The sequence below is a fragment of the Pseudomonas azotoformans genome (assembly GCF_001579805.1).
Classification (GTDB): Bacteria; Pseudomonadota; Gammaproteobacteria; order Pseudomonadales; family Pseudomonadaceae; genus Aquipseudomonas; species Aquipseudomonas azotoformans_A.
The window spans coordinates 4,557,637-4,580,045 of the sequence record NZ_CP014546.1 but is presented as its reverse complement, the minus strand read 5'-3'; the positions used below and the strand labels follow the sequence as shown (position 1 = coordinate 4,580,045).

Below are 22,409 nucleotides of genomic sequence, written 5' to 3'. Positions count from 1 at the left end.
CGTCAATCAACTGGCTGCACATCCCGCCAAAATCAGTCCTTCTCGGCAATCGGTGTCTGCCCGTCCCAACCACCGCCCAATGCCGCGATCAATTGCACACTGGCCACCAGGCGCGTCTGCAAAAGGGTCAACACCGTGCGCTCGTTGCTCAGTGCGGTCGCTTGCGTGGTGACCACATCCAGGTAGGCAATCAGACCCGCCTTGTACTGGTTCTGCGTCAGGCGCAACGACTCACGGGCGGCGTCGAGTGCTTCATTGCTCACCACCGCCTCGTCTTCCAGCACCTTGAGCTGCACCATGTAGTTTTCCACTTCACGGAACCCATCCAGCACGGTCTGGCGGTACTTGGCGACGGTCTCGTCGTAGCTGGCCACGGTGCGGTCGACTTCCGCCGAACGCTGGCCGCCGTCAAACAGCGTCATGGCCAGTTTTGGCCCCACCGACCAGAAGCGGTTCGGCAGGCTGATCCAGTCGGCATAAGTGCTGCTGGAGTAACCACCGGCCAGGCTCAGGCTCAAGTCCGGGTAGTAGGCGGCCTTGGCCACGCCGATATTGGCATTGGCGGCGATCACCGAGCGTTCGGCCGAGGCGATGTCCGGGCGGCGCTCCAGCAGTTGCGACGGCAGGCTCACGGGAATCTGCGGCAGTGCCGGGATGTCCTTGCTCACCGCCAGGTTGAAGTTGGCCGGCGCCTCGCCGATCAACACCGCAATCGCGTTTTCCAGCTGGGCGCGCTGCCAGATCAGGTCGATCAGGCTGGCCTGGGTGGTCTTGAGCTGGGTTTGTGCCTGGGCTACGGCGTCCTTGCCGGAAACCCCGGCGCGGTACTGGTTTTCGGTCATTTGCAGGGAGCGTTGATAGGTTTCCAGCGTGGCTTGCAGCAAGCGCGTCTGTTCATCCATGACCCGCAGTTGCAGGTAGCTTTGCACCAGTTCGGACTGCTGGCTCAGACGCATCGCCGCCAAGTCGGCCGAGCTGGCTTCAGCGCTGGCTTCGTTGGCTTCCAGACCCCGACGCAATTTGCCCCAGATATCCGCTTCCCAACTCACGCCCAACTGGGCATTGAGGGTGTCGCGGATACCGCTGCTGGAACTGCTCAGGCTCGCGTTGCTGCTGCCGGTACCCTGGCTGGCGCGGGTTTTCCCGGCGCTCAGGTCAACGGTGGGGTAAAACGCCCCACGGGAGCTGCGCACCAGCGCCTGGGCCTGGCGAAAGCGCGCTTCGGCCTGGGCCACGGTTTGGTTGGACGTGTTCAGGCGCACCACCAGGTCATTGAGCTGGCGGTCGCCGTACAGCTCCCACCAGGCGCCACGGGCCAGGGAATCGCTGGGAGTGGCCTGGCGCCAGCCCTGGGCTTCCTTGAATTGCGCCGGTTCAATGACTTCAGGGCGCTTGTAGTCGGGGCCGACGGCACAGGCGCTGAGCAGCACGCCGCACAGCACTAGGCTCGCCACACGGGAGCCGCGGAACAGGGCCAGTCGGGCAAAGGTTGAATCGGTCATAGCGCAGTGTCCAGGGCAGCATCGGTACGCACGCCGCGCCATTTGTTGAAGCGATGGCGCGCGCGGTCGAGATAGAGGTAGACCACCGGGGTGGTGTAAAGGGTCAGGACCTGGCTGAACACCAGGCCGCCGATAATCGTCAGGCCCAAGGGACGGCGCATTTCCGCACCATCGCCCGCGCCCAGCAGCAACGGCAAGGCGCCGAGGATGGCGGCCAGCGTGGTCATCAGGATCGGGCGCAAACGCAACAGGCAGGCGCTGCGGATCGATTCCAGCGGGCCCAAGCCATCGTGGCGCTCCAGCTGCAAGGCCAGGTCGATCATCAGGATCGCGTTTTTCTTCACCACGCCGATCAGCAGGAACAGCCCCAGCAAGGAAATCAGGCTGAACTCGCCCCCGGTCAGGTAGATCGCGAGCATCGCGCCGACACCGGCCGACGGCAAGGTAGAAAGGATGGTCAGCGGGTGAATGTAGCTCTCATACAGAATGCCCAGCACCAGGTAAACCGCCACCAGCGCGCCGAGGATCATGAACGGCTGGCCCTTCTGCGTGGCGGCGAAGGCATCCGCGGTGCCGGCCATCTTGGCGATCACGTCTTCCGGCAGGCCAACCTTGGCAATCGCCCGTTCGATGGCGGCCGTGCCCTGCTCCACCGTCACGCCGGGCGCCATGTCAAAGGCGATGTTTTCCGAGGCGAACTGGCCTTCGTGGCTGACGCGATCGTCGGCCAGGCTGTTCTCATAATGGGCAATGGTCGACAACGGCACCCGCGCACCATCGGCCGTGATCACCTGCATCTGATTGAGGGTAATCGGGTCCTGGGCGTATTTTGGATTGACCTCCATCACCACCTGGTACTGGTTGAGGCTGTCGTAGATGGTGGAAATCTGCCGCTGGCTGTAGGCGTTGTTGAGCACCGCCGTGACCATGTCCATGTCGATGCCCAGGCGCTTGGCCTGGTCGCGGTCGACAATCAGCGTGACCTGCGCCGCGCCCCGGCCTTCGCGGGCGTCGATGGCGGTGAGTTGCGGCAGCTCGCGCAAGGCCGCCACCACTTTCGGGTACCACAGGCGCAAGGCCGCCAGGTCGCCGCTTTGCAGGATGTAGGAATACTGCGCGCTGGTCTGGTCGCGGCTGCCGCCGAATTGCAGGTCCTGGTCAGCCATCAGGAACAACCGCCCGCCGGGCACCAGCGGCACGTCCTTGCGCAGGCGCTCGATCACCGCCTGGGCGGAAATCTTGCGCTCGCTGATGGGTTTAAGGCGCACCAGCATCACCGCGTTGTTGGTGCCGTTGTTGCCGCCGATAAAACCGGCCACGCTAAGCACCGCCGGGTCCTTGAGCACCGCTTTGCGGAAGGTTTCCATCTTCGGCTGCATCACGCTGAACGACAGGCCGTCATCACCGCGCACAAAACCGATCAACTGGCCAGTGTCCTGCTGGGGCATGAAGGTCTTCGGCACCACCACGTACAACGCCACATTCATGCCGATGGTCAGCAACAGGCTGAGCAAGGTCAGGCGCCGATGGCGCAATACCCAGTCCAGGCTGGTGGCGTAGCCGGCCACCATGCGGTCGTTGACCTTCTGGCTCCAGCGCTGCAACCCGGTCATCTCGCCCTTCACATGCGGTTTGAGCCAGCGCGCACAGAGCATCGGGGTCAGGGTCAGCGAAACAATCAGCGACACAATGATCGCCGCCGACAAGGTGATGGAAAACTCGCGGAACAGGTTGGTGACGATCCCGCCCATGAACAGGATCGACAGGAACACCGCCACCAGCGACACGTTCATTGACAGCAAGGTAAAGCCGACTTCCTTGGCCCCCAGGTACGCCGCCTTCATCGGCGGCACGCCTTCGTCGATATGCCGGGAAATGTTCTCCAGCACCACGATGGCATCGTCCACCACCAACCCGGTGGCCAGGATCAACGCCATCAACGAGAAGTTGTTCAGCGAGAACCCATACAGGTACATCACCGCAAAGGTGCCCACCAGTGACACCGGCACCGCCAGCGTAGGAATGAGTGAAGCGCGGAAGTTACCCAAGAACAGGTACACCACCAGGATCACCAGGCCCACGGCAATCAGCAAGGTCATCTCGGCTTCGTGCAACGTGGCGGTGATCACCGGCGAGCGGTCCATGGCCAGGCTCAGCTTGACGCTGGACGGCAGCACTGCCTGCAACGCCGGCAACTGCGCCTTGATCTGCCGGACAGTTTCGATGATGTTGGCGCCAGACTGGCGGTTGATCACCAGCAGCACCGCCGGTTCGTTATTGAAGAAACCGCTGTTGTAGCGGTCTTCCACGCCGTCACTGATCTTGGCCACATCGCCCAGGCGCAGGGCCGCGCCGTTCTGGTAGCGGATCAGCAGCGGCTCGTAGTCCTTGGCTTTTTCCAACTGGTCATTGGCCTGGATCTGCCAGTTGCGCTGGCTGTCTTCCAGGGACCCCTTGGGCCGACGCTGGTTGGCGTTGGCGATGGTGTTGCGCACATCGTCGAGGGCCACGCCGTACTGGTCGAGGGCCTTGGGTTCGAGTTCGATGCGCACCGCCGGCAAGGAACTGCCGCCGATCTGCACTTCACCGACGCCGGGCACCTGGGACAGGCTCTGCGACAGAATGGTCGAGGCCAAATCGTACAACTGGCCCTTCTGCAACACGTCCGAGGTCAGCGACAGCACCATGATCGGCGCCTGGGACGGGTTGATCTTCTTGTAGGTCGGCATGCTGCGCATACCACTGGGCAGCAGGTTGCGCGAGGCATTGATCGCCGCCTGCACTTCCCGCGCCGCGCCGTTGATATCGCGGTCGGAGTCAAATGCCAGGATCACCCGCGTAGAGCCCTGGCTCGACGAACTGCTCATGGTGGTGATGCCGGCAATCGCGCCGAACGAGCGCTCCAGCGGTGTCGCCACCGTGGATGCCATCACCTCGGGGCTGGCGCCGGGCAAGCTGGCCGACACCACGATCACCGGGAAGTCGATCTGCGGCAGCGGCGACACCGGCAGCAGGTTGAAGCTCACGCCGCCGAGCAACAGGATCGCCAGGCTCAACAGCATGGTCGCGACCGGCCGGCGGATGAAAGGTCCGGACAGGTTCATGACTCAACCGGCTCCAGGCTTTGCGGCTCTTTGCGCCAGCGACGGCCCAGGCGATCGAAGTACAGGTAGATGACCGGCGTGGTGAACAGGGTCAACACCTGGCTCACCAGCAGGCCACCGACCATCACCAGGCCCAGGGGTTGGCGCAGTTCCGCGCCGGAACCGGTGGCGAGCATCAACGGCACCGCGCCGAACAATGCGGCCAGCGTGGTCATCAGGATCGGCCGGAAGCGCAGCAGCGCCGCCTGGTAGATCGCGGTCTGCGGGTCGAGGCCCTGGTTGCGTTCGGCGTCGAGGGCGAAGTCGATCATCATGATCGCGTTCTTCTTGACGATACCAATCAACAAGATGATGCCGATGATCGCGATCATGCCCAGGTCATTGCCACTGAGCAGCAACGCCAACAACGCTCCGACGGCTGCCGACGGCAAGGTCGAGAGAATGGTGATCGGGTGGATATAGCTCTCATAGAGCACACCCAGCACGATGTACATGGTGACCACCGCCGCCAGGATCAGCAGCAAGGTACTCGACAGCGAGGCTTCGAAGGCCTGGGCCGCGCCCTGGAACTGAGTCTGCACGCCCACCGGCATGCCGATGTCTTTCTGGGTCTGGTTGATCAGCTCCACACCTTTACCCAGCGCCACGTCGGGGGCCAGGTTGAACGACATCATCACTGCCGGGAACTGGCCGATATGCGCAATCGCCAGTTGCGCCTGGCGCTGCTCCACACGGGCCAGGCTGGACAAACGCACCTGGCCGCCGTCGGTGGTTTTCACGTGGATCTGGTTCAGCGCATCCGGGCCGAGGGTTTCGCCGGACTGGGCCTGCAACACCACGCGGTACTGGCTGGCTTGGGTGTAGATCGTGGAAATCTGCCGCTGGCCGAACGCGTCATACAGTGCGTCGGTGATGGTCGACACGCTGACGCCCAGGCGCGACGCCGCGTCGCGGTCGATCACCAGGTACACCTGCAAGCCCTTGTCCTGCAGGTCGCTGGCGACGTCGGTGAGTTCGGGCAACTGGCTCAACGCGTGGACCAGTTTGTCGCTCCACAGCGCCAGCAACTCGGCATCCGGCGACGACATGCTGAACTGGTACTGGGTACGGCTCACACGGTCTTCGATGGTCAGGTCCTGCACCGGCTGCATAAACAGGCGGATCCCCACCAGCTTGTCGATTTCCGGCTGCAAACGCGTGATCACCTGGGCCGCGCTCAAGTCACGCTGGCCGTGGGCCTTGAGGTTGATCAGCAAGCGCCCGCTGTTGAGAGTGGCGTTATCGCCGTCCACACCAATGTAGGAAGACAGGCTTTCCACCGCCGGATCGGCCAGGATGATCTTGGCCAATTCCTGCTGGCGCTGGCTCATGGCCGCGAAGGAGATCGACTGCGGCGCTTCGGAAATGCCCTGGATCACACCGGTGTCCTGCACCGGGAAGAAGCCCTTGGGTACGATCAGGTACAGGAACACGGTGAGGCCCAAGGTGGCGATGGCCACCAGCAGGGTCAGCGGTTGGTGCTTGAGTACCCACTGCAGCATGCTGCCGTAACGCGCGATCAACCAATCGATCCAGGCGCCGCTGGCCTTGTAGAAGCGGCTTTGTTCCTCTTCCTTCGGCTCACGCTTGAGCAAACGCGCACACATCATGGGCGTGAGGGTCAGGGACACCACCAGGGAAATCAGGATCGCCACCGCCAGGGTGATGGCGAACTCTCGGAACAGGCGCCCGACCACGTCAGCCATGAACAGCAGCGGAATCAGTACCGCGATCAGCGACAGCGTCAGGGAAATCAGGGTGAAGCCGATCTGCTTGGCGCCCTTGAGCGCGGCGGCCAGCGGGGTTTCGCCTTCTTCGATGTAACGGGAAATGTTCTCCAGCATCACGATGGCATCGTCCACCACAAACCCGGTGGCGATGGTCAGGGCCATCAGCGTCAGGTTGTTGATGGAGAACCCCGCCAGGTACATCACGCCAAAGGTGCCCACCAGGGACAGCGGCACGGCGATGGACGGAATGATCGTGGCGCTGACCCGGCGCAGGAACAGGAACGTCACCATCACCACCAGGGCAATGGCGATGAGCAATTCGTGCTGCACGTCCTTGACCGAGGCACGGATGGTCTGGGTGCGGTCAGTGAGTACCGTTACGTCGAGGCCGGCTGGCAGGTTGTCGGTGATGCTTGGCAGCAATGCCTTGATGCGATCCACCACCTCGATCACGTTGGCGCCTGGCTGGCGCTGGATGTTCAGCAGCACGGCCTGGTTTTCATTGGCCCAGGCGGCGAGGCGTTCGTTTTCGGCGCCGTCGACGATCTGGGCCACGTCTTTCAGGCGCAGCGGCGCGCCATTGTTGTAGGCCAGGATCAGTTCGGCATATTGCTGGGGCGAGACCAACTGGTCGTTGGCGTCGAGCATCGACACGCGGGTGGGGCCGTCGAAGTTGCCCTTGGGCTGGTTGACGTTGGACGCGGCGATCAGGGTGCGCACGTCGGACAGGTTCAAACCATTGGCCGCCAGGGCCTCGGGGTTGACCTTGATGCGCACGGCCTGGCGCTGGCCACCGGCGATGCTGACCATGCCGACACCGCTGATCTGCGCGATTTTCTGCGCCATGCGCGTGTCGACCAGGTCATTGAGCTTGGGCAGCAGCATGGTCTTGGAAGTGATTGCCAGGGTCAGCACCGGGGTATCCGCCGGGTTGACCTTGTTGTACACCGGCGGCGCCGGCAAGTCCTTGGGCAACAGGTTGGTCGCGGCGTTGATCGCGGCCTGCACCTGCTGCTCGGCGACATCCATATTGATGTCGAGGTTGAAACGCAGGGTCAGCACGGACGCCCCGCCGGAACTGGTGGAGGCCATCTGCGTAAGGCCGGGCATTTGCCCGAATTGGCGCTCCAGCGGCGCGGTGACCGCACTGGTCATTACATCCGGGCTGGCGCCGGGGTACAGGGTCATCACGCGGATGGTCGGGTAATCCACCTGGGGCAACGCCGACACCGGCAACAGGCGATAAGCGATGATGCCGGCCAACACAATGGCCAGCATGCTCAGCGTGGTGGCGACCGGGCGAAGGATAAACAGCCGCGACAGGTTCATGAACCGACCTTTTGCGCCTTGCCGGCGGTGGTGCCGGTCTCCCCTTTCGCCGCGGGCTTGCCTTGCAGGTGTTCGGTCGGGGTGGTCGGCACTTCACTGCTGTCGTTGACCACTTCGATTTCGCTGCCGTCCTTCAAGCGGTCGGTGCCTTCCAGCACCACGCGGTCGCCGGCCTTGAGCCCTTCCTTGATCACGGTGTTGTCGCCGTCGGTATCACCGACCACCAGCGGCTGCACCTTGACCTTCTTGTCGCCATCGAGCACGTAGACGAAAGTACCGGTGTTGCCGAACTGGATCGCCGCCGACGGCGCCAGCACCACGTTATGCAGGGTATCGGCCAGCAGGTGCACATTGACGAACTGGTTGGGGAACAGCGCCTGATCCTTGTTATCGAAACGCGCCTTGAATTTCAGGGTGCCGGTGGTGACGTCGATCTGGTTGTCCAGGCTCTGCAGCACGCCGACGGCCTGTTGCTTCACATCGCCACGGTCCCAGGCTTCCACGGGCAGTTTGTTGCCGGCGTGGTAGCGGGTGAGTACGGTTTCCAGGGTATTTTCCGGCAGGGTGAAGGCCACGCTGATCGGCTGGGTTTGGGTGATCACGGCCAGGAACGTGGTGTCGTTGGCCGCCACCAGGTTGCCCACGTCTACCTGACGCAGGCCGACACGGCCGCTGATCGGCGCACGGATCTTGGTGAATTCGAGGTTGAGCTTGGCGTCATCCACCGCGCCCTGGTTGGTCTTGACCGTGCCCTGGTATTGCAGGACCAGCGCTTCAGCGGTGTCCAGGGTCTGCTTGGCGATACTGTCCTGGGCGTACAGGTCGCGGTAACGCTGCACGTCGACCTGGGCATTTTTAAGCTGGGCCTGGTTTTGCATCAGCGTACCCTGCGCCTGGAGCAAGGCGTTCTGGTAGCTGCGTGGGTCGATTTCCGCGAGCAGGTCGCCAGCCTTGACCATCTGGCCTTCTTCGAAGGCGATCTTCACCAACTCGCCGCCCACCCGGCTGCGCACATTGATGGTGTTGAGCGCGGTCACCGTGCCCAGCGCCTTGTAGTACACCGGGAACTCACCCAGCACCGCAGGCGCCACACGCACCGGCACCGGGCCGGTGGAGCCACCAAAGCCTGGGCGCATCATCCCCGACTTGCCGGCGCGTCCGGCTGGCGCCTGCGCAGCATCCTTGTGGCTGCCAGGCCAGAATTTCCAGCACAAACCGGCGACAACCACCAGCACAAGCAGGGCGAACAGCCAGCGGCGGGACTTACGGGGGGAGGATTGCATGGAGTGATCAACCATTGGGCGCGAGAGCTTCTTCTTTGGGAGGCTGAAAGATAAGCACTGGGGCGCATTTAGAAAAGCGCCTTTACCGGCTATTTACCTTGGGCTTACAACTTTTAACTTCTGACCTTAGTTCATCGACCGTTTCGCTAAGCATCTGAACCACAAATAAAAACGGCCTGGACTAGGCCAGGCCGCAATCATGCATCAAGCGTGTTACTGCAAAACGACAGTAACGTACCGAAACAGTTACTTCAAAACAGCCAGGGCTGCTTCGTAGTTCGGCTCTTGGCCGATTTCTGGCACCAGTTCGCTGTGCAGCACGTTGTTGTTCTCGTCCAGCACCACTACGGCGCGGGCGGTCAGGCCTTGCAGAGGGCCGTCGGCCAGCGAAACACCGTAGTCCACTGCGAAGTCGGCGTTGCGGAAGTCCGACAGGCTCAGCACGTTGTCCAGGCCTTCGGTGCCGCAGAAACGCTTCTGGGCAAACGGCAGGTCAGAGGAGATGCACAGCACCACGGTGTTGCTCAGGTCGTTGGCCTGGGCGTTGAACTTGCGTACCGAAGTGGCGCAGGTCGGGGTGTCAACGCTTGGGAAGATGTTCAGAACCTTGCGCTTGCCAGCGAAAGTTTCCAGGGACGCTTCCGACAGGTCGACAGCAACAAGGCTGAACTCAGGAGCGGTGGAACCGGTTTTCGGCAATTCGCCTTCAACCTGGACAGGGTTACCACGAAGGGTGACTTGAGCCATGAACGGAATCCTTATGCTGATTTGGGTTTAACGAATTCGAGAGGCCGAAGTTAACCACAAAGTACGTTGGCTACCTACCGCCAAACATAAATTGTCATGCCGTAGGTTATGGTTTAATTGCGCGCTTTGCGCCCTGCCCCTCAAGGAAAACGATGTCGATGAATGCCCCTGCCACCAAAGTCCTGGTCATTGGATACGTCTGGCCGGAACCCCGTTCCTCGGCCGCAGGCGGGCATATGATGCAAATCCTTGAGAGCTTTCTTACACAAGGTTGGGACATTACCTTCAGCAGCCCCGCCACTATTGGCGAACACAAGGCCGACTTGCCTGCGCTGGGCATCGCCGAGTGCACCATCGAACTCAATAACAGCAGTTTCGACGACTTTATCCACGAACTGGCCCCGGACATCGTGCTGTTCGACCGTTTCATGATGGAGGAACAGTTCGGCTGGCGCGTCGAGAAATGCTGCCCCAACGCCCTGCGCGTGCTGGAAACCTCCGACCTGCAGAGCCTGCGCGACGCCCGTCACCAGCGTTTCAAGGATCACCTGAAGGTGCACCCCGACAGCGACGATTTCAGCGCACTGTTCTCCCCCGCGCTGCAGGCCGAGTTCCAGCTGATGGCCGACACCGACCTGGCCAAACGCGAAATCGCGGCGATCTACCGCTGCGATATCAGCCTGATGATCTCGGATGTGGAAATCCGCCTGCTCACCGAGCACTTCAAGGTGCCGGCCGCCCTGCTCCACTGGTGCCCACTGATGCTGGAGCCACCGTCCGAACCGTTCGCACCGTTTGAAGACCGCGCGCACTTCCTCAGCATCGGCAACTTCCGCCACGCGCCCAACTGGGATGCGGTGTTATGGATGAAAAACAGCCTGTGGCCGTTGATCCGCCAGCAATTGCCGGGCGCGCAGCTGCATATCTACGGTGCCTACACGCCGCCCAAAGCCACCGCCTTGCACAACCCGGCTCAGGGCTTTCATGTGATGAACTGGGCCGAAGATGCCCTGCAAGTCATGACCGCCGCGCGTATCTGCCTGGCGCCCTTGCGCTTCGGCGCCGGCATCAAGGGCAAGCTGGCGGACGCGATGCTCTGCGGCACACCGAATATCACCACGCCCATCGGCGCCGAGGCCATGGGCGACGAGCAACCCTGGCCGGGCGTGATCGAACACAGCGCACAGGCCATGGCCGCGGCTGCGGTAGCGCTCTACCAGGACCGCAAACGCTGGACCCAGGCCCAGGAAAACGGCCGCCATCTGTTGGCCCGCCGCTATGACCAGAACATCCATGGCCCTGCACTGGTGGCTTGCCTGGAGCAGTGCCGCAGCACGCTAAACGCCCACCGCCGCGACAACTTCACCGGCAGCATGCTGCGCCACCACGCCCATAAAAGTACGCAGTACATGTCGCAGTGGATCGAGGCGAAAAACCGCGTCGTATAAACACTCGCGCTGGCGAGGTGACGCGCGACGGGGCATTATCCTACGCAGCAACCACAATAAAGCGACGGCAGCATGACCCGAGCAACGCGTATCACCGACCCTTCCTACGAACTGATGGACGACCACAACGGCCTGTCCATCATCTATCGCCAGCACGGTTTTCCCTGCCCGCTGGTGCGCTGGCACTTCCACAAGGAATACGAGCTGCACCTGATCGTTGCCAGTTCCGGCAAGGTGTTTATCGGCGACTACATCGGCAACTTCTACCCGGAAAGCCTGTTTCTCACTGGCCCCAACCTGCCCCATAACTGGATCAGCCAGGTGGAAGAAGACGAGGTGGTACCCAAGCGCGACATGCTGGTGAACTTCACCGATGAGTTGTTCGAGCACGGCAGCCACATTTTTACCGAGTTAAAGAGCCTGGCGCCGTTGCTGGAGCGCGCGCAGTACGGCATAGAGTTTCGCTGCAAGCGCACGATTGCCCAGGCGATGACCTTGATGCAACGCATTGAGGACGCCCAAGGCATGGCGCGCCTGGGGCACTTCTTTATCCTGCTGGAGGTGCTGAACGCGTGCGAGGACTACCAGCTACTGTCCGGAGTGACCACGCCACAACTGGCCGACGAGCACAGCATCGACCGCACCAACCGTGCAGTGGACTACATCTTTGCCCACTACGCGCGCGAATTGCCGCTGGAAGAAGTGGCAGATTATCTGGGGATGAAACCCACCTATTTTTCCAGGGTGTTCAAGCAGGCCACCGGGCGTACCTTCGTTGAATTCGTCAACCGCCTGCGCATCAGCAGGTCGTGCGAACTGCTCGCCGATGGCGAAAAGCCCGTGACCGATGTGTGTTTCGAGTCGGGCTTCAACAATATTTCCAACTTCAATCGGCGCTTCCAGCAGCTCAAGGGCATGACCCCGTCGCACTACCGTCGGTTGGCAGTACAGCGCTTGACGGAGCAGAACCTGGCCTGACCACCCGTCGCTACTGTCAACTTTGACAGCTATACGCGCCACACCGAGGGGTGTGTGATTTCCTTACCCAGCTTTATGCTGCATAAGGAGCGCTCACTATGAAAAAACTCACGTCCTCCAACCTGCCCTGCCCTGTCTGCAAGCCCCATCGCCATGGGCCAAGGCCCCCCGTCATTGCCGACCCACTGGACTCCCCGTTTGTCAGCGACGCAGTGCAGCCGATTCCAGGCGCTGATATCGGCTTGAACATTCGACTGGTGCAGCCCTGGCTTACCGTGCGTTTCAGCAAGTGGTTCAACTTCAATAAGGGCGACACGTTCAAGTTATTCATGGGCAGCTTCACTTACGCCATTGCCATCGATGACATCAGGCAAGAAGATTTGGATCCGGATAAGAACTTTGTCACGCTGATGATCCCAGAAGGGTTGGTACCGAGGGGCTATATTTATCCGTGTTTTGGCCAAGTGGAGCGAGTGGGCAGCGGCACCCCGAGCATCTCCCCATATCAAACCTGGCTTGTCAAAACCGACCGCCCCGGCGGCGTCAGCACCAATCCCTATTATCACTCGCGGCTGATCATGCATTTACCGCCTGATCTGGTGGACGGTGTACTCGACCCCGAACGGGCTAAGCAAGGCGTGGACTTGACAGTTGATCCTTATCCGAACATGGCGGTGGGAGACACTATCGAGGTTTGGTGGAACGGTCACCCAGTGTTCTTGGAGATTGATCAAGACCACCTCGACGGTATCAAGCCGATTGTCGTGCATGTGCCAGAGTCAACCATCATCGCCGGAGGCAGTGGCTGGGTGGTGATTTACTTCCGGGTCTTTGACATCGTGTTCAACTATTCCGGGGAAGTACCGCAGTGGTCGATGCCCATAAGGGTGGAAACCGACCTGAACAAACTCTTGCTCAACCGAGCGCACTTCACCGTCAATGAGGATTCGGTCGACGAATTGGACTACGACAAAGACGGGGAAAAACCGCTGAAAGTCGAAGTGGTCATTCCTAAAACGCTGCCAAATGGCGTATCTACACCCGCTGGCGCCATGATCCACGTGAAACTGACCCTAATCGACTCTGACGGTGGACGCACTACCGTACTTCTCACGCCATTTGCTGCTCGAATCGATCGGTCAGCTACGACCCCAGTAGACAAAAAATACGCAGAAGCCGTGATCGGCGGTCACTTGGAGATCGAATACGAGCTGAAAACGTCCACTGGCAGCCTCCTCGGCACTTCCAGGCGCTTGAATGTCACCGTGAGCGGCGTTAAACGATCGATGCCGGCAATGACCATCGATAAAAACGAAGGTGGTTTTATTGACCCATCAATCTCCTATTTCCAGGCCTTTTTTCCAGAATTTTCGCCCTATGACGCTGACTGGAGCGTGACCTTCCGCATGGAAGCCCTGGACTCGACAAACAGGTTGGTCGAGTACGAAGAAGAATTGCTGGCTGGCGCGAAAGAGCCACCTCCGCCCCCGCGCACAGTGCTCCAGGAGCAGTTTTCGCGTTTCATCGGTCTGGGGTTGGTCAGCGTGTTCTACCTCGTCAACGATGGCCGGATGCGGATCATGGGCTCAGGCATTCAGACGGTACGCAAGTCCGAGGTTCTGGAAGTGACCTTCGGCGCAGCCGTACGCTCGATGCCCGCACCGAAACTGCAACATGTAGACCTGCTCAACAATTTGGACATTGATAGCATCATCGGCACCACGCTCAACTTGACCTTGACCGAAACGCGTACGGCGCCCGGCGATATCTTTGAGTGGTTTTTGAGAGGTTCTGCCAGCAACGGTTCCACCAGTGATGACATAAAACTGAACTCATCGACGGCAGGCAGGCAGGTCGTGGTTCCGGTAGACGCGAAATATGCCATTGCCAATAACGATGGGGAAATTCGTCTCAGCTACACACTGCAACCGGCGGATAACAGCCCGAAACGCTTTTCCGATGTTTTGCTTATCACTGTAGGAAAAGCGCTCACACTGATACGACCGGAGGTCGCAGAAGCAACCCGCTACCCCGACCAACTGGCGGCAGTTGCCGCAACAGGGGGAGCGACCGTCGTGGCCAATATTGCGCAATTGCGGCCCACCGACCAAGTCGAGACCTGCTGGAGCGGAATCCCGGGAATTGGTACCTATTGCGAAACCCAGAATGGCAATACATCGAAGGTCGTGTACACCGCCATCGACCCTGATGTAGTGGGTGCCAACATCCAGGAGAAGGGGCACTTTATCCAGGTGCAGTACTTCCTAATCCGGGGCCTGCACAAAACGCCATCGCAGGTGTTGAACCTGGAGTTGTTACCACCGCCATTCCCCAAAGCCTATCTGGAAGGCCACGCGCTGGATGCGGTGCTCGACCTCAGCACCCTGAAGGGCACCGAACGCGCTTTGGTTGATCCCTGGTTCTTCATCCATCACTTTCAGCGGGTGTGGTTCGAACTGCTCGGCACCTACGCAGACGACACTCAGTTCTACCATGCCTTCAGCTATGGCGACCTGGTGGGACTGGACGGCGAGCAGAACGGTCTTCATCCACTGGCGCCCATTGCGGAGATACGCAAGCTCAAGGACGGCACGCAATTGAGCATGCGCTGTGCTGTCACCTTCGACCGGAGCTCGGACCTGTCCAATGCCGTAAGGTTTTTGCAACGCGACTACACCGTCAGGGCCTTGCCCGCGCAGTACCCGGTACCCATCTTGGAAAAAGCAAGCGGGTCCGGCACGTTGGTGACATTGGCGGCGCTGGATGCACAATACGGTGCAAATCTGCGGGTGAGCTATGGTCCGATGAGCACCACCGACAGGATCTATGTGGAAGTTCTAGGCAGCGCCGGCGCCGGCTCGGCTACGATCGGGCCGATCTATGGGGAAACTGATGGCACCGTCAATGTGCCCCTGGACGCCGCATTGATTGCCGCCAATATCGGCAGCACCAGGACCCAATTCACGATCAGGTATACGGTAACCAAAGGTACGGATACACGGCCCTCTGTCTTGCTCACGGTGAATCTTGATCCGTTGCCTCAAGCCGAGCTGAAAAAAACCGTGCTCCAGATCGATGAAGCCACACCTACCGGCATAATCGATTTGGACACGGTCGGTAACGCCACAGCTCGGGCGGGGATATGGCCATTCATTGCCAAGCACCAACCCGTGTGGCTCAAGTTGTTCGGTACCGACCGCGCCGGTAAGGCGCTCAACTTGACCCTGCTGGACGGTACGACCAATGGCGAGGTAGACGCTGCCTGGATCAGCCAGGGTTATCACCTGGAAACAGTGTTGAGCAGTTACCTGCACAACCTTGGAAACGGCAGCCTGCTGACCCTGCAGCTGAAAGTGGCGCTAAACGGTGTCAGGGATGAGTGGCGGGCGATTGAGTTCCCGTCAAAGCATTACACGGTAAGAAGCGTGATGGTCCACGACTGCACGACGTTCACCAGCGACAACATGAATTACTGGGTGAGTGAATACGCTGATGCAGGCATTCGTCGCGACCCAGACGGCAACTTCTTCTGGCACGCCTTCCCCAAAACGGGCAGTGGAGTCGGTTTGCAGAAAATCTTTGCGCCCAATGCTGCTGGGTACTACAGGGTCAAACTCAGATATCGTATCAGCAAGTTTGCCGCCATTGGCGCGCCGACCTTTGTCGAGGTTCACCTGGGCACATTGAAAAAGCGGTTTGATGTGACTGCCATCAATACCTGGCTGAGCGCCGATGTTGTAATGGGTTATCTGAATGGTCCGTTTGAGGCCTCAGTGTCTGTCGGAAATCCTACCACCGGAGGGCTCTATGATCTGGATGATATTTGCATCGTCCAGACGCCCTATCCCATCTGATGTCAATGCAAGCGGGGATCAGTAGAAGTACTGATCCCCGCTGACTTTCTGGTTTACGCCGATAACAATCAGGTCACGACGCAGCCGTCAGGGCTTTATACATGCTTGTGCACGCTCATCGAACTCAAGCCCGCTCGGACAGGTATAAGGGTATTGAATGTAGCGTTGGATATCGGGTTTCCATACGCATCGGTGGAACCCTCCTACGGGTTTGACACTTTTAAAATAACCCTCTCGCACACAAGCAGGCTCTCTTAATTCCAGAGGTCCTGTGGTACAGGCATTAATCGAAACAGCAATGACCACGCCCAATGCGATCTTATAAAGCGTGTTGTTTTTGAGGTTTACGCGAGAACAGTTCATAAACATCTCCTGGTTGGGTTGTGCCAACCCATTAACCCTCTGCGACCTTTTAGCGTCTACTGTCAGAACTCACAGGTTGGCGCCACTCTGAGTGGTCGTGCCCACCCTGCAACTCCAGTGCAAAAAAGTATCAGCCGCAGTGTTCCCAAGGATTTGTCACAACTCCATTTGAAGGCTGTAATCAACGCACACTCTTCCAGCTGTCGTGGAAGACACAACAACAATAACTGTCCTTCCGTAGCCCCTGGGCGCGGAGATGGAGTGCGCGATGAAGTTCACAGCAAAAGCTCTAATTGCCTTTTCTTGCATGACCCTCAGCGCCGTCAGCCTTGGCGCGCAAACCCTGACCATTGCCACCGTCAACAACAGCGACATGATCCGCATGCAAAAGCTCTCGAAAACCTTCGAGGCCGAGCATCCGGAGATCAAGCTGAACTGGGTGGTGCTCGAAGAAAACGTGCTGCGCCAACGCCTGACCACCGATATCGCCACCCAGGGTGGGCAGTTTGACGTGTTGACCATCGGCATGTACGAAGCTGCACTGTGGGGTGCCAAGGGCTGGCTGGAGCCGATGAAGGATCTGCCGGCGTCCTACGACCTCGATGATGTGTTCCCTTCGGTGCGTGACGGTTTGTCCGTCAAAGGCTCGCTGTACGCCCTGCCGTTCTACGCTGAAAGCTCGATCACTTATTACCGCACCGATCTGTTCAAGGACGCCGGGCTGACCATGCCCGAGCACCCGACCTGGACACAGATCGGCGAATTCGCCAGCAAACTCACCGACAAGACCAAAGAGCAATACGGCCTGTGCCTGCGGGGCAAAGCCGGTTGGGGTGAAAACATGGCGCTGATCACCACACTGGCCAACGGCTACGGTGCGCGCTGGTTCGATGAGAAGTGGCAGCCGGAATTCAACGGTCCAGAATGGAAAGACGCGCTGAACTTCTACGTCGATAACATGAAGAAATCCGGCCCGCCGGGTGCTTCCAGCAACGGTTTCAACGAAAACCTGGCGCTGTTCAACAGCGGCAAGTGCGCGATCTGGGTCGACGCCAGCGTGGCCGGCTCGTTCGTTACCGACAAGACCCAGAGCAAAGTGGCTGACCATGTCGGCTTTACCTTTGCCCCGCACGAGAAGACCGATAAGGGCACTTCGTGGCTGTACTCCTGGAGCCTGGCGATCCCGACCAGTTCCAAGGCCAAAGACGCTGCCAAGGTGTTCACCAGTTGGGCGACCTCCAAGGAGTACGGTGCATTGGTCGCCAAGACCGATGGCATCGCCAACGTACCTCCAGGCACGCGCAAGTCGACCTACAGCGACGAGTACATGAAGGCGGCGCCGTTTGCCAAGGTGACCCTGGAATCGCTGAAAGTCGCGGACCCGACGAAGCCGACGCTCAAGCCGGTGCCGTATGTCGGTATCCAGTTGGTGACCATTCCTGAGTTCCAGGCGATTGGCACCCAGGTCGGCAAGTTCTTCTCGGGCGCGTTGACCGGTCAGCAGACGGTGGATGCCGCACTGACTGCCGCGCAGACCACCACCGAGCGTGAAATGAAGCGGGCCGGGTATCCCAAATAAGGTGAGCCTTCCACTGTAAATGTGGGAGCGGGCTTGCCCGCTCCCACATTTAAGCGCACTCCGATTCTTGCTCTGTATTGGCCTTGAATACCATGAATACACCCGCCAAAAACCGCCTGGCCAACCCCGGCTGGTTCCTTGTCAGCCCCTCGGTAGCCTTGCTGCTGCTGTGGATGATCGTGCCGCTGGGCATGACCCTGTACTTTTCGCTGATCCGCTACAACTTGCTCTACCCCGGCGAAAACCAATTCGTCGGGCTGGAAAACTTCACCTATTTCATCACCGATTCTGGCTTCCTTCCCGGCGCCACCAATACCTTGTTGCTGGTGGGCAGTGTGCTGCTGATCAGCGTGGTGTTCGGTGTGCTGATCAGCGCCCTGCTGGAAGCCAGTGAGTTCTTCGGCCGCGGCCTGGTGCGGGTGCTGCTGATTTCGCCGTTCTTCATCATGCCCACCGTCGGTGCGCTGATCTGGAAGAACCTGATTTTCCACCCGGTGTCCGGAATCCTGGCCGCCGTGTGGAAGTTCTTCGGCGCAGAACCCGTGGACTGGCTGGCGCACTACCCGTTGCTGTCGATCATCATCATCGTGTCGTGGCAGTGGCTGCCCTTCGCGATCCTGCTGCTGATGACCGCCATGCAGTCCCTCGACCAGGAACAAAAGGAAGCCGCGCGCCTGGACGGTGCCGGTGCCATTGCGATCTTCTGGCACCTGACCCTGCCGCACCTGGCCCGCCCGATTGCCGTGGTGGTGATGATCGAGACGATCTTTTTGCTCTCGGTATTCGCCGAGATCTTCACCACCACCAACGGTGGCCCCGGCTACGCCTCGACCAACCTCGCCTACCTGATCTACAACCAGGCGCTGGTGCAGTTCGATGTGGGCATGGCCTCGGCCGGCGGCTTGATTGCCGTGGTCATCGCCAATATCGCGGCGATCATCCTGGTGCGGATGATCGGCAAAAACCTGACTGACAAGCCTTGAGGGCCGCGCCATGACGCTTCAACAATCCCGCCGCCTGCAAAGCCTGTTGCTCGGCACGTTGGCCTGGGCCATCGCGATCCTGATCTTCTTCCCGATCTTCTGGATGGTGCTGACCAGCTTCAAGACCGAAATCGATGCGTTCGCCACGCCGCCACAGTTCATCTTCACGCCGACGCTGGAGAACTACCTACACATCAACGAGCGCAGCAATTACTTCAGCTATGCGTGGAACTCGGTGCTGATTTCCTTCAGCGCAACGGCACTGTGCCTACTGATTTCGGTGCCGGCCGCCTACTCCATGGCCTTCTACGAAACCCAACGCACCAAAGGCACGCTGCTGTGGATGCTGTCCACCAAGATGCTGCCGCCAGTGGGCGTGCTGATGCCGATCTACCTGTTGGCCAAGAGCTTTGGCCTGCTGGACACGCGCATTGCGCTGATCATCATCTACACCCTGATCAACCTGCCGATCGTGGTGTGGATGGTTTACACCTACTTCAAGGACATCCCCAAGGACATCCTCGAAGCCGCGCGCCTGGATGGCGCCACCCTCTGGCAGGAAATGGTCCGCGTGCTGCTGCCGATTGCCAAGGGCGGCCTGGCCTCCACCGTGTTGCTGTCGCTGATCCTGTGCTGGAACGAGGCGTTCTGGTCGCTGAACCTGACCTCGTCCGCCGCTGCGCCGTTGACCGCATTGATCGCCTCCTACTCCAGCCCCGAAGGCTTGTTCTGGGCCAAATTGTCCGCCGTGTCGACCCTGGCCTGCGCGCCGATCCTGATCTTTGGCTGGATCAGCCAGAAACAGTTGGTGCGCGGTTTGTCCTTTGGCGCCGTCAAATAATAATTCCTAGCGGAGGCCCATCATGGCCAACCTGAAAATCAAGAATCTGCAAAAAGGTTTCGAAGGCTTTTCCATCATCAAGGGCATCGACCTGGAAGTGAACGATAAGGAATTCGTGGTGTTTGTCGGCCCGTCGGGCTGCGGTAAATCCACGTTGCTGCGCCTGATCGCCGGCCTGGAAGAAGTCAGCGAAGGCACTATCGAACTGGACGGTCGCGACATCACCGAAGTGACCCCGGCCAAGCGTGACCTGGCGATGGTGTTCCAGACCTACGCGCTGTACCCACACATGAGCGTACGCAAGAACATGTCGTTCGCCCTGGACCTGGCCGGTGTCGACAAGAAGCTGGTGGAGAGCAAGGTCAGCGAAGCGGCGCGCATCCTGGAGCTGGGCCCATTGCTGGAGCGCAAGCCCAAGCAGCTGTCTGGCGGCCAGCGCCAGCGTGTGGCCATCGGCCGTGCGATTGTGCGCAACCCGAAGATCTTCCTGTTCGACGAACCGCTGTCCAACCTCGACGCCGCGTTGCGCGTGCAGATGCGCCTGGAACTGGCACGCCTGCATAAAGAGCTGCAAGCGACCATGATCTACGTGACCCACGACCAGGTGGAGGCGATGACCCTGGCCGACAAGGTCGTGGTGTTGAACAGTGGCCGTATCGAGCAAGTCGGCTCGCCGTTGGAGCTGTACCACCAGCCGGCCAACCTGTTCGTGGCGGGTTTCCTCGGCACGCCGAAGATGGGTTTCCTCAAGGGCAACGTCACCCGTGTTGAAAGTCAAAGCTGCGAAGTGCAGTTGGATGCAGGCACGCTGATCAGCCTGCCACTGAGCGGCGCCACCTTGAGCGTCGGCAGTGCCGTGACCCTGGGCATTCGTCCGGAGCACCTGGAAATCGCCGCGCCCGGCCAAACCACTCTCACCGTCACCGCCGACGTCGGCGAGCGCCTGGGCAGCGACACCTTCTGCCACGTCAACACCGCCAACGGCGAGCCGCTGACCATGCGGATCCGTGGCGACATGGCCAGCCAGTACGGCGAGACGCTGCACCTGCACCTGGACCCGGCGCACTGCCATCTGTTCGACACCGACGGTGTTGCCGTGGCCCGCCCACTGCGCGCTGCCGCCTGATTTCGCGAGACTTTGCTGATGAAACTGAATAAACAAAACCTCACCCAGTTGGCGCCGCACGTGAAACTGCCCGCCTACGCGATTGCCAGCACCACGCAAGGCATCGCCCATATCGGCGTCGGCGGTTTCCATCGCGCGCATCAGGCCTATTACACCGACGCGCTGATGAACACCGGCGTTGGCCTGGACTGGAGCATTTGCGGTGTCGGCCTGCGTGCCGAAGACCGCAAGGCCCGCGACGACCTGGCCGGCCAGGACTACCTGTTCACCCTGTATGAGCTGGGCGATACCGACGACACCGAAGTGCGTGTGATCGGCTCGATCAGTGACATGCTGCTGGCCGAAGACGGCGCCCAGGCGCTGATCGACAAACTGGCCGACCCGGCGATCCGTATCGTCTCGCTGACCATCACCGAAGGCGGCTACTGCATCGACGACAGCAACGGTGAGTTCATGGCTCACCTGCCGCAGATCCAGCATGATCTGGCACACCCGAGCGCACCCAAGACCGTGTTTGGCTTTATCTGCGCCGCCCTGACCCAACGCCGCGCCGCCGGCACCCCGGCATTTACCGTGATGTCCTGCGATAACCTGCCGCACAACGGCGACGTGACGCGTAAAGCCCTGTTGGCGTTTGCCGCGTTGCACAACGCCGAGCTGCACGATTGGATCAAGGCCAATGTGAGCTTTCCGAATGCGATGGTCGACCGCATCACACCGATGACCAGCACCGCGCATCGCCTGCAGTTGCATGATGACCACGGCATCGACGATGCCTGGCCAGTGGTGTGCGAACCCTTCGTTCAGTGGGTGCTGGAGGACAAGTTCGTCAACGGTCGCCCGGCCTGGGAACAGGTCGGTGTGCAGTTCACCGATGACGTCACGCCCTATGAAGAAATGAAGATCGGCCTGCTCAACGGCAGCCACCTGGCGCTGACCTACCTGGGGTTTCTCAAGGGTTATCGGTTTGTGCACGAGACCATGAACGACCCGGTGTTTGTCGCCTACATGCGCGCCTACATGGACCTGGACGTCACGCCGAACCTGGCGCCGGTGCCGGGCATCGATCTGACGGACTACAAGCAGACGCTGGTGGACCGCTTCTCCAACCAGGCGATTGCCGACCAGTTGGAACGCGTGTGTTCGGATGGCTCGTCGAAGTTTCCCAAGTTCACCGTGCCGACCATCAACCGCCTGATTGCCGATGGGCGCGAGACTGAGCGCGCGGCGTTGGTCGTGGCAGCGTGGGCGTTGTATTTGAAGGGCGTGGACGAGAATGGAGTGAGCTACACCATCCCGGATCCGCGTGCAGCGTTTTGCCAGGGGCTGGTGAGTGATGATGCGTTGATCAGCCAACGTTTGCTGGGGGTGGAAGAGATTTTTGGCAAGGCTATTCCCAATTCGCCTGAGTTTGTGGCAGCGTTCGAGCGGTGCTACAGGAGCCTGCAGGAAGTGGGTGTCAGCAGGACCCTGGAACGGTTACTCGCCAACATCCATTGAAGG

13 protein-coding genes are annotated in these 22,409 nt (G+C 60.2%); 8 read left to right on the top strand and 5 right to left on the bottom strand.

Annotated elements, in window-relative coordinates:
- Positions 1 to 32: 32 nt before the first annotated feature.
- The 5 genes from AYR47_RS21105 to tpx form a co-directional block, all read right to left on the bottom strand.
- Entirely contained in the window at positions 33 to 1,502 is a 1,470-nt protein-coding gene (locus AYR47_RS21105) for an efflux transporter outer membrane subunit (RefSeq protein WP_038850191.1), read from the bottom strand.
- Positions 1,499 to 4,606, bottom strand: coding sequence for an efflux RND transporter permease subunit (locus AYR47_RS21100; RefSeq protein WP_061436705.1), 3,108 nt, complete (start codon positions 4,604 to 4,606; stop codon positions 1,499 to 1,501). Before AYR47_RS21100 ends, AYR47_RS21105 begins: the two co-directional genes overlap by 4 nt.
- Positions 4,603 to 7,704 (bottom strand): MdtB/MuxB family multidrug efflux RND transporter permease subunit, encoded by a 3,102-nt coding sequence (locus tag AYR47_RS21095; RefSeq protein WP_061436703.1) that lies wholly within the window; start codon positions 7,702 to 7,704, stop codon positions 4,603 to 4,605. The genes AYR47_RS21100 and AYR47_RS21095 overlap by 4 nt, the downstream gene beginning before the upstream one ends.
- Positions 7,701 to 9,002, bottom strand: coding sequence for an MdtA/MuxA family multidrug efflux RND transporter periplasmic adaptor subunit (locus tag AYR47_RS21090; protein WP_061436701.1), 1,302 nt, complete (start codon positions 9,000 to 9,002; stop codon positions 7,701 to 7,703). The genes AYR47_RS21095 and AYR47_RS21090 overlap by 4 nt, the downstream gene beginning before the upstream one ends.
- A gap of 231 nt (positions 9,003 to 9,233) precedes the next feature.
- Positions 9,234 to 9,734 carry a thiol peroxidase gene (gene tpx, locus AYR47_RS21085; RefSeq protein WP_016980349.1) on the bottom strand — a complete coding sequence of 167 codons (501 nt, stop codon included), beginning with the start codon at positions 9,732 to 9,734 and terminating at the stop codon, positions 9,234 to 9,236.
- A 158-nt stretch (positions 9,735 to 9,892) separates the two neighbouring features.
- On the opposite strand from tpx, the gene AYR47_RS21080 reads away from it, so the two are divergent.
- From AYR47_RS21080 to AYR47_RS21045, 8 genes are all read left to right on the top strand, one after another.
- Entirely contained in the window at positions 9,893 to 11,182 is a 1,290-nt protein-coding gene (locus AYR47_RS21080) for a glycosyltransferase (RefSeq protein WP_061436699.1), read from the top strand.
- A gap of 72 nt (positions 11,183 to 11,254) precedes the next feature.
- Positions 11,255 to 12,160, top strand: coding sequence for an AraC family transcriptional regulator (locus AYR47_RS21075; RefSeq protein ID WP_033901491.1), 906 nt, complete (start codon positions 11,255 to 11,257; stop codon positions 12,158 to 12,160).
- 98 nt (positions 12,161 to 12,258) lie between these two features.
- A complete protein-coding gene (locus AYR47_RS21070) occupies positions 12,259 to 16,014 on the top strand; it encodes a hypothetical protein (protein WP_061436696.1) in 3,756 nt (1,251 codons plus the stop codon).
- Between the two features lie 670 nt (positions 16,015 to 16,684).
- On the top strand, positions 16,685 to 17,956 hold the full coding sequence (locus AYR47_RS21065; protein WP_371317970.1) for an ABC transporter substrate-binding protein: 1,272 nt from the start codon (positions 16,685 to 16,687) through the stop codon (positions 17,954 to 17,956).
- Between the two features lie 92 nt (positions 17,957 to 18,048).
- Complete coding sequence (locus AYR47_RS21060; protein ID WP_032864136.1) at positions 18,049 to 18,939, top strand: carbohydrate ABC transporter permease; 891 nt, start codon at positions 18,049 to 18,051, stop codon at positions 18,937 to 18,939.
- A 10-nt stretch (positions 18,940 to 18,949) separates the two neighbouring features.
- On the top strand, positions 18,950 to 19,780 hold the full coding sequence (locus AYR47_RS21055) for a carbohydrate ABC transporter permease (RefSeq protein ID WP_003173672.1): 831 nt from the start codon (positions 18,950 to 18,952) through the stop codon (positions 19,778 to 19,780).
- A 22-nt stretch (positions 19,781 to 19,802) separates the two neighbouring features.
- Entirely contained in the window at positions 19,803 to 20,906 is a 1,104-nt protein-coding gene (locus AYR47_RS21050) for an ABC transporter ATP-binding protein (RefSeq protein ID WP_033901494.1), read from the top strand.
- 18 nt (positions 20,907 to 20,924) lie between these two features.
- The gene (locus AYR47_RS21045; RefSeq protein WP_061436694.1) at positions 20,925 to 22,406 is read left to right on the top strand and encodes a mannitol dehydrogenase family protein; all 1,482 of its coding nucleotides are present in this window, start codon (positions 20,925 to 20,927) and stop codon (positions 22,404 to 22,406) included.
- Positions 22,407 to 22,409 lie beyond the last annotated feature (3 nt).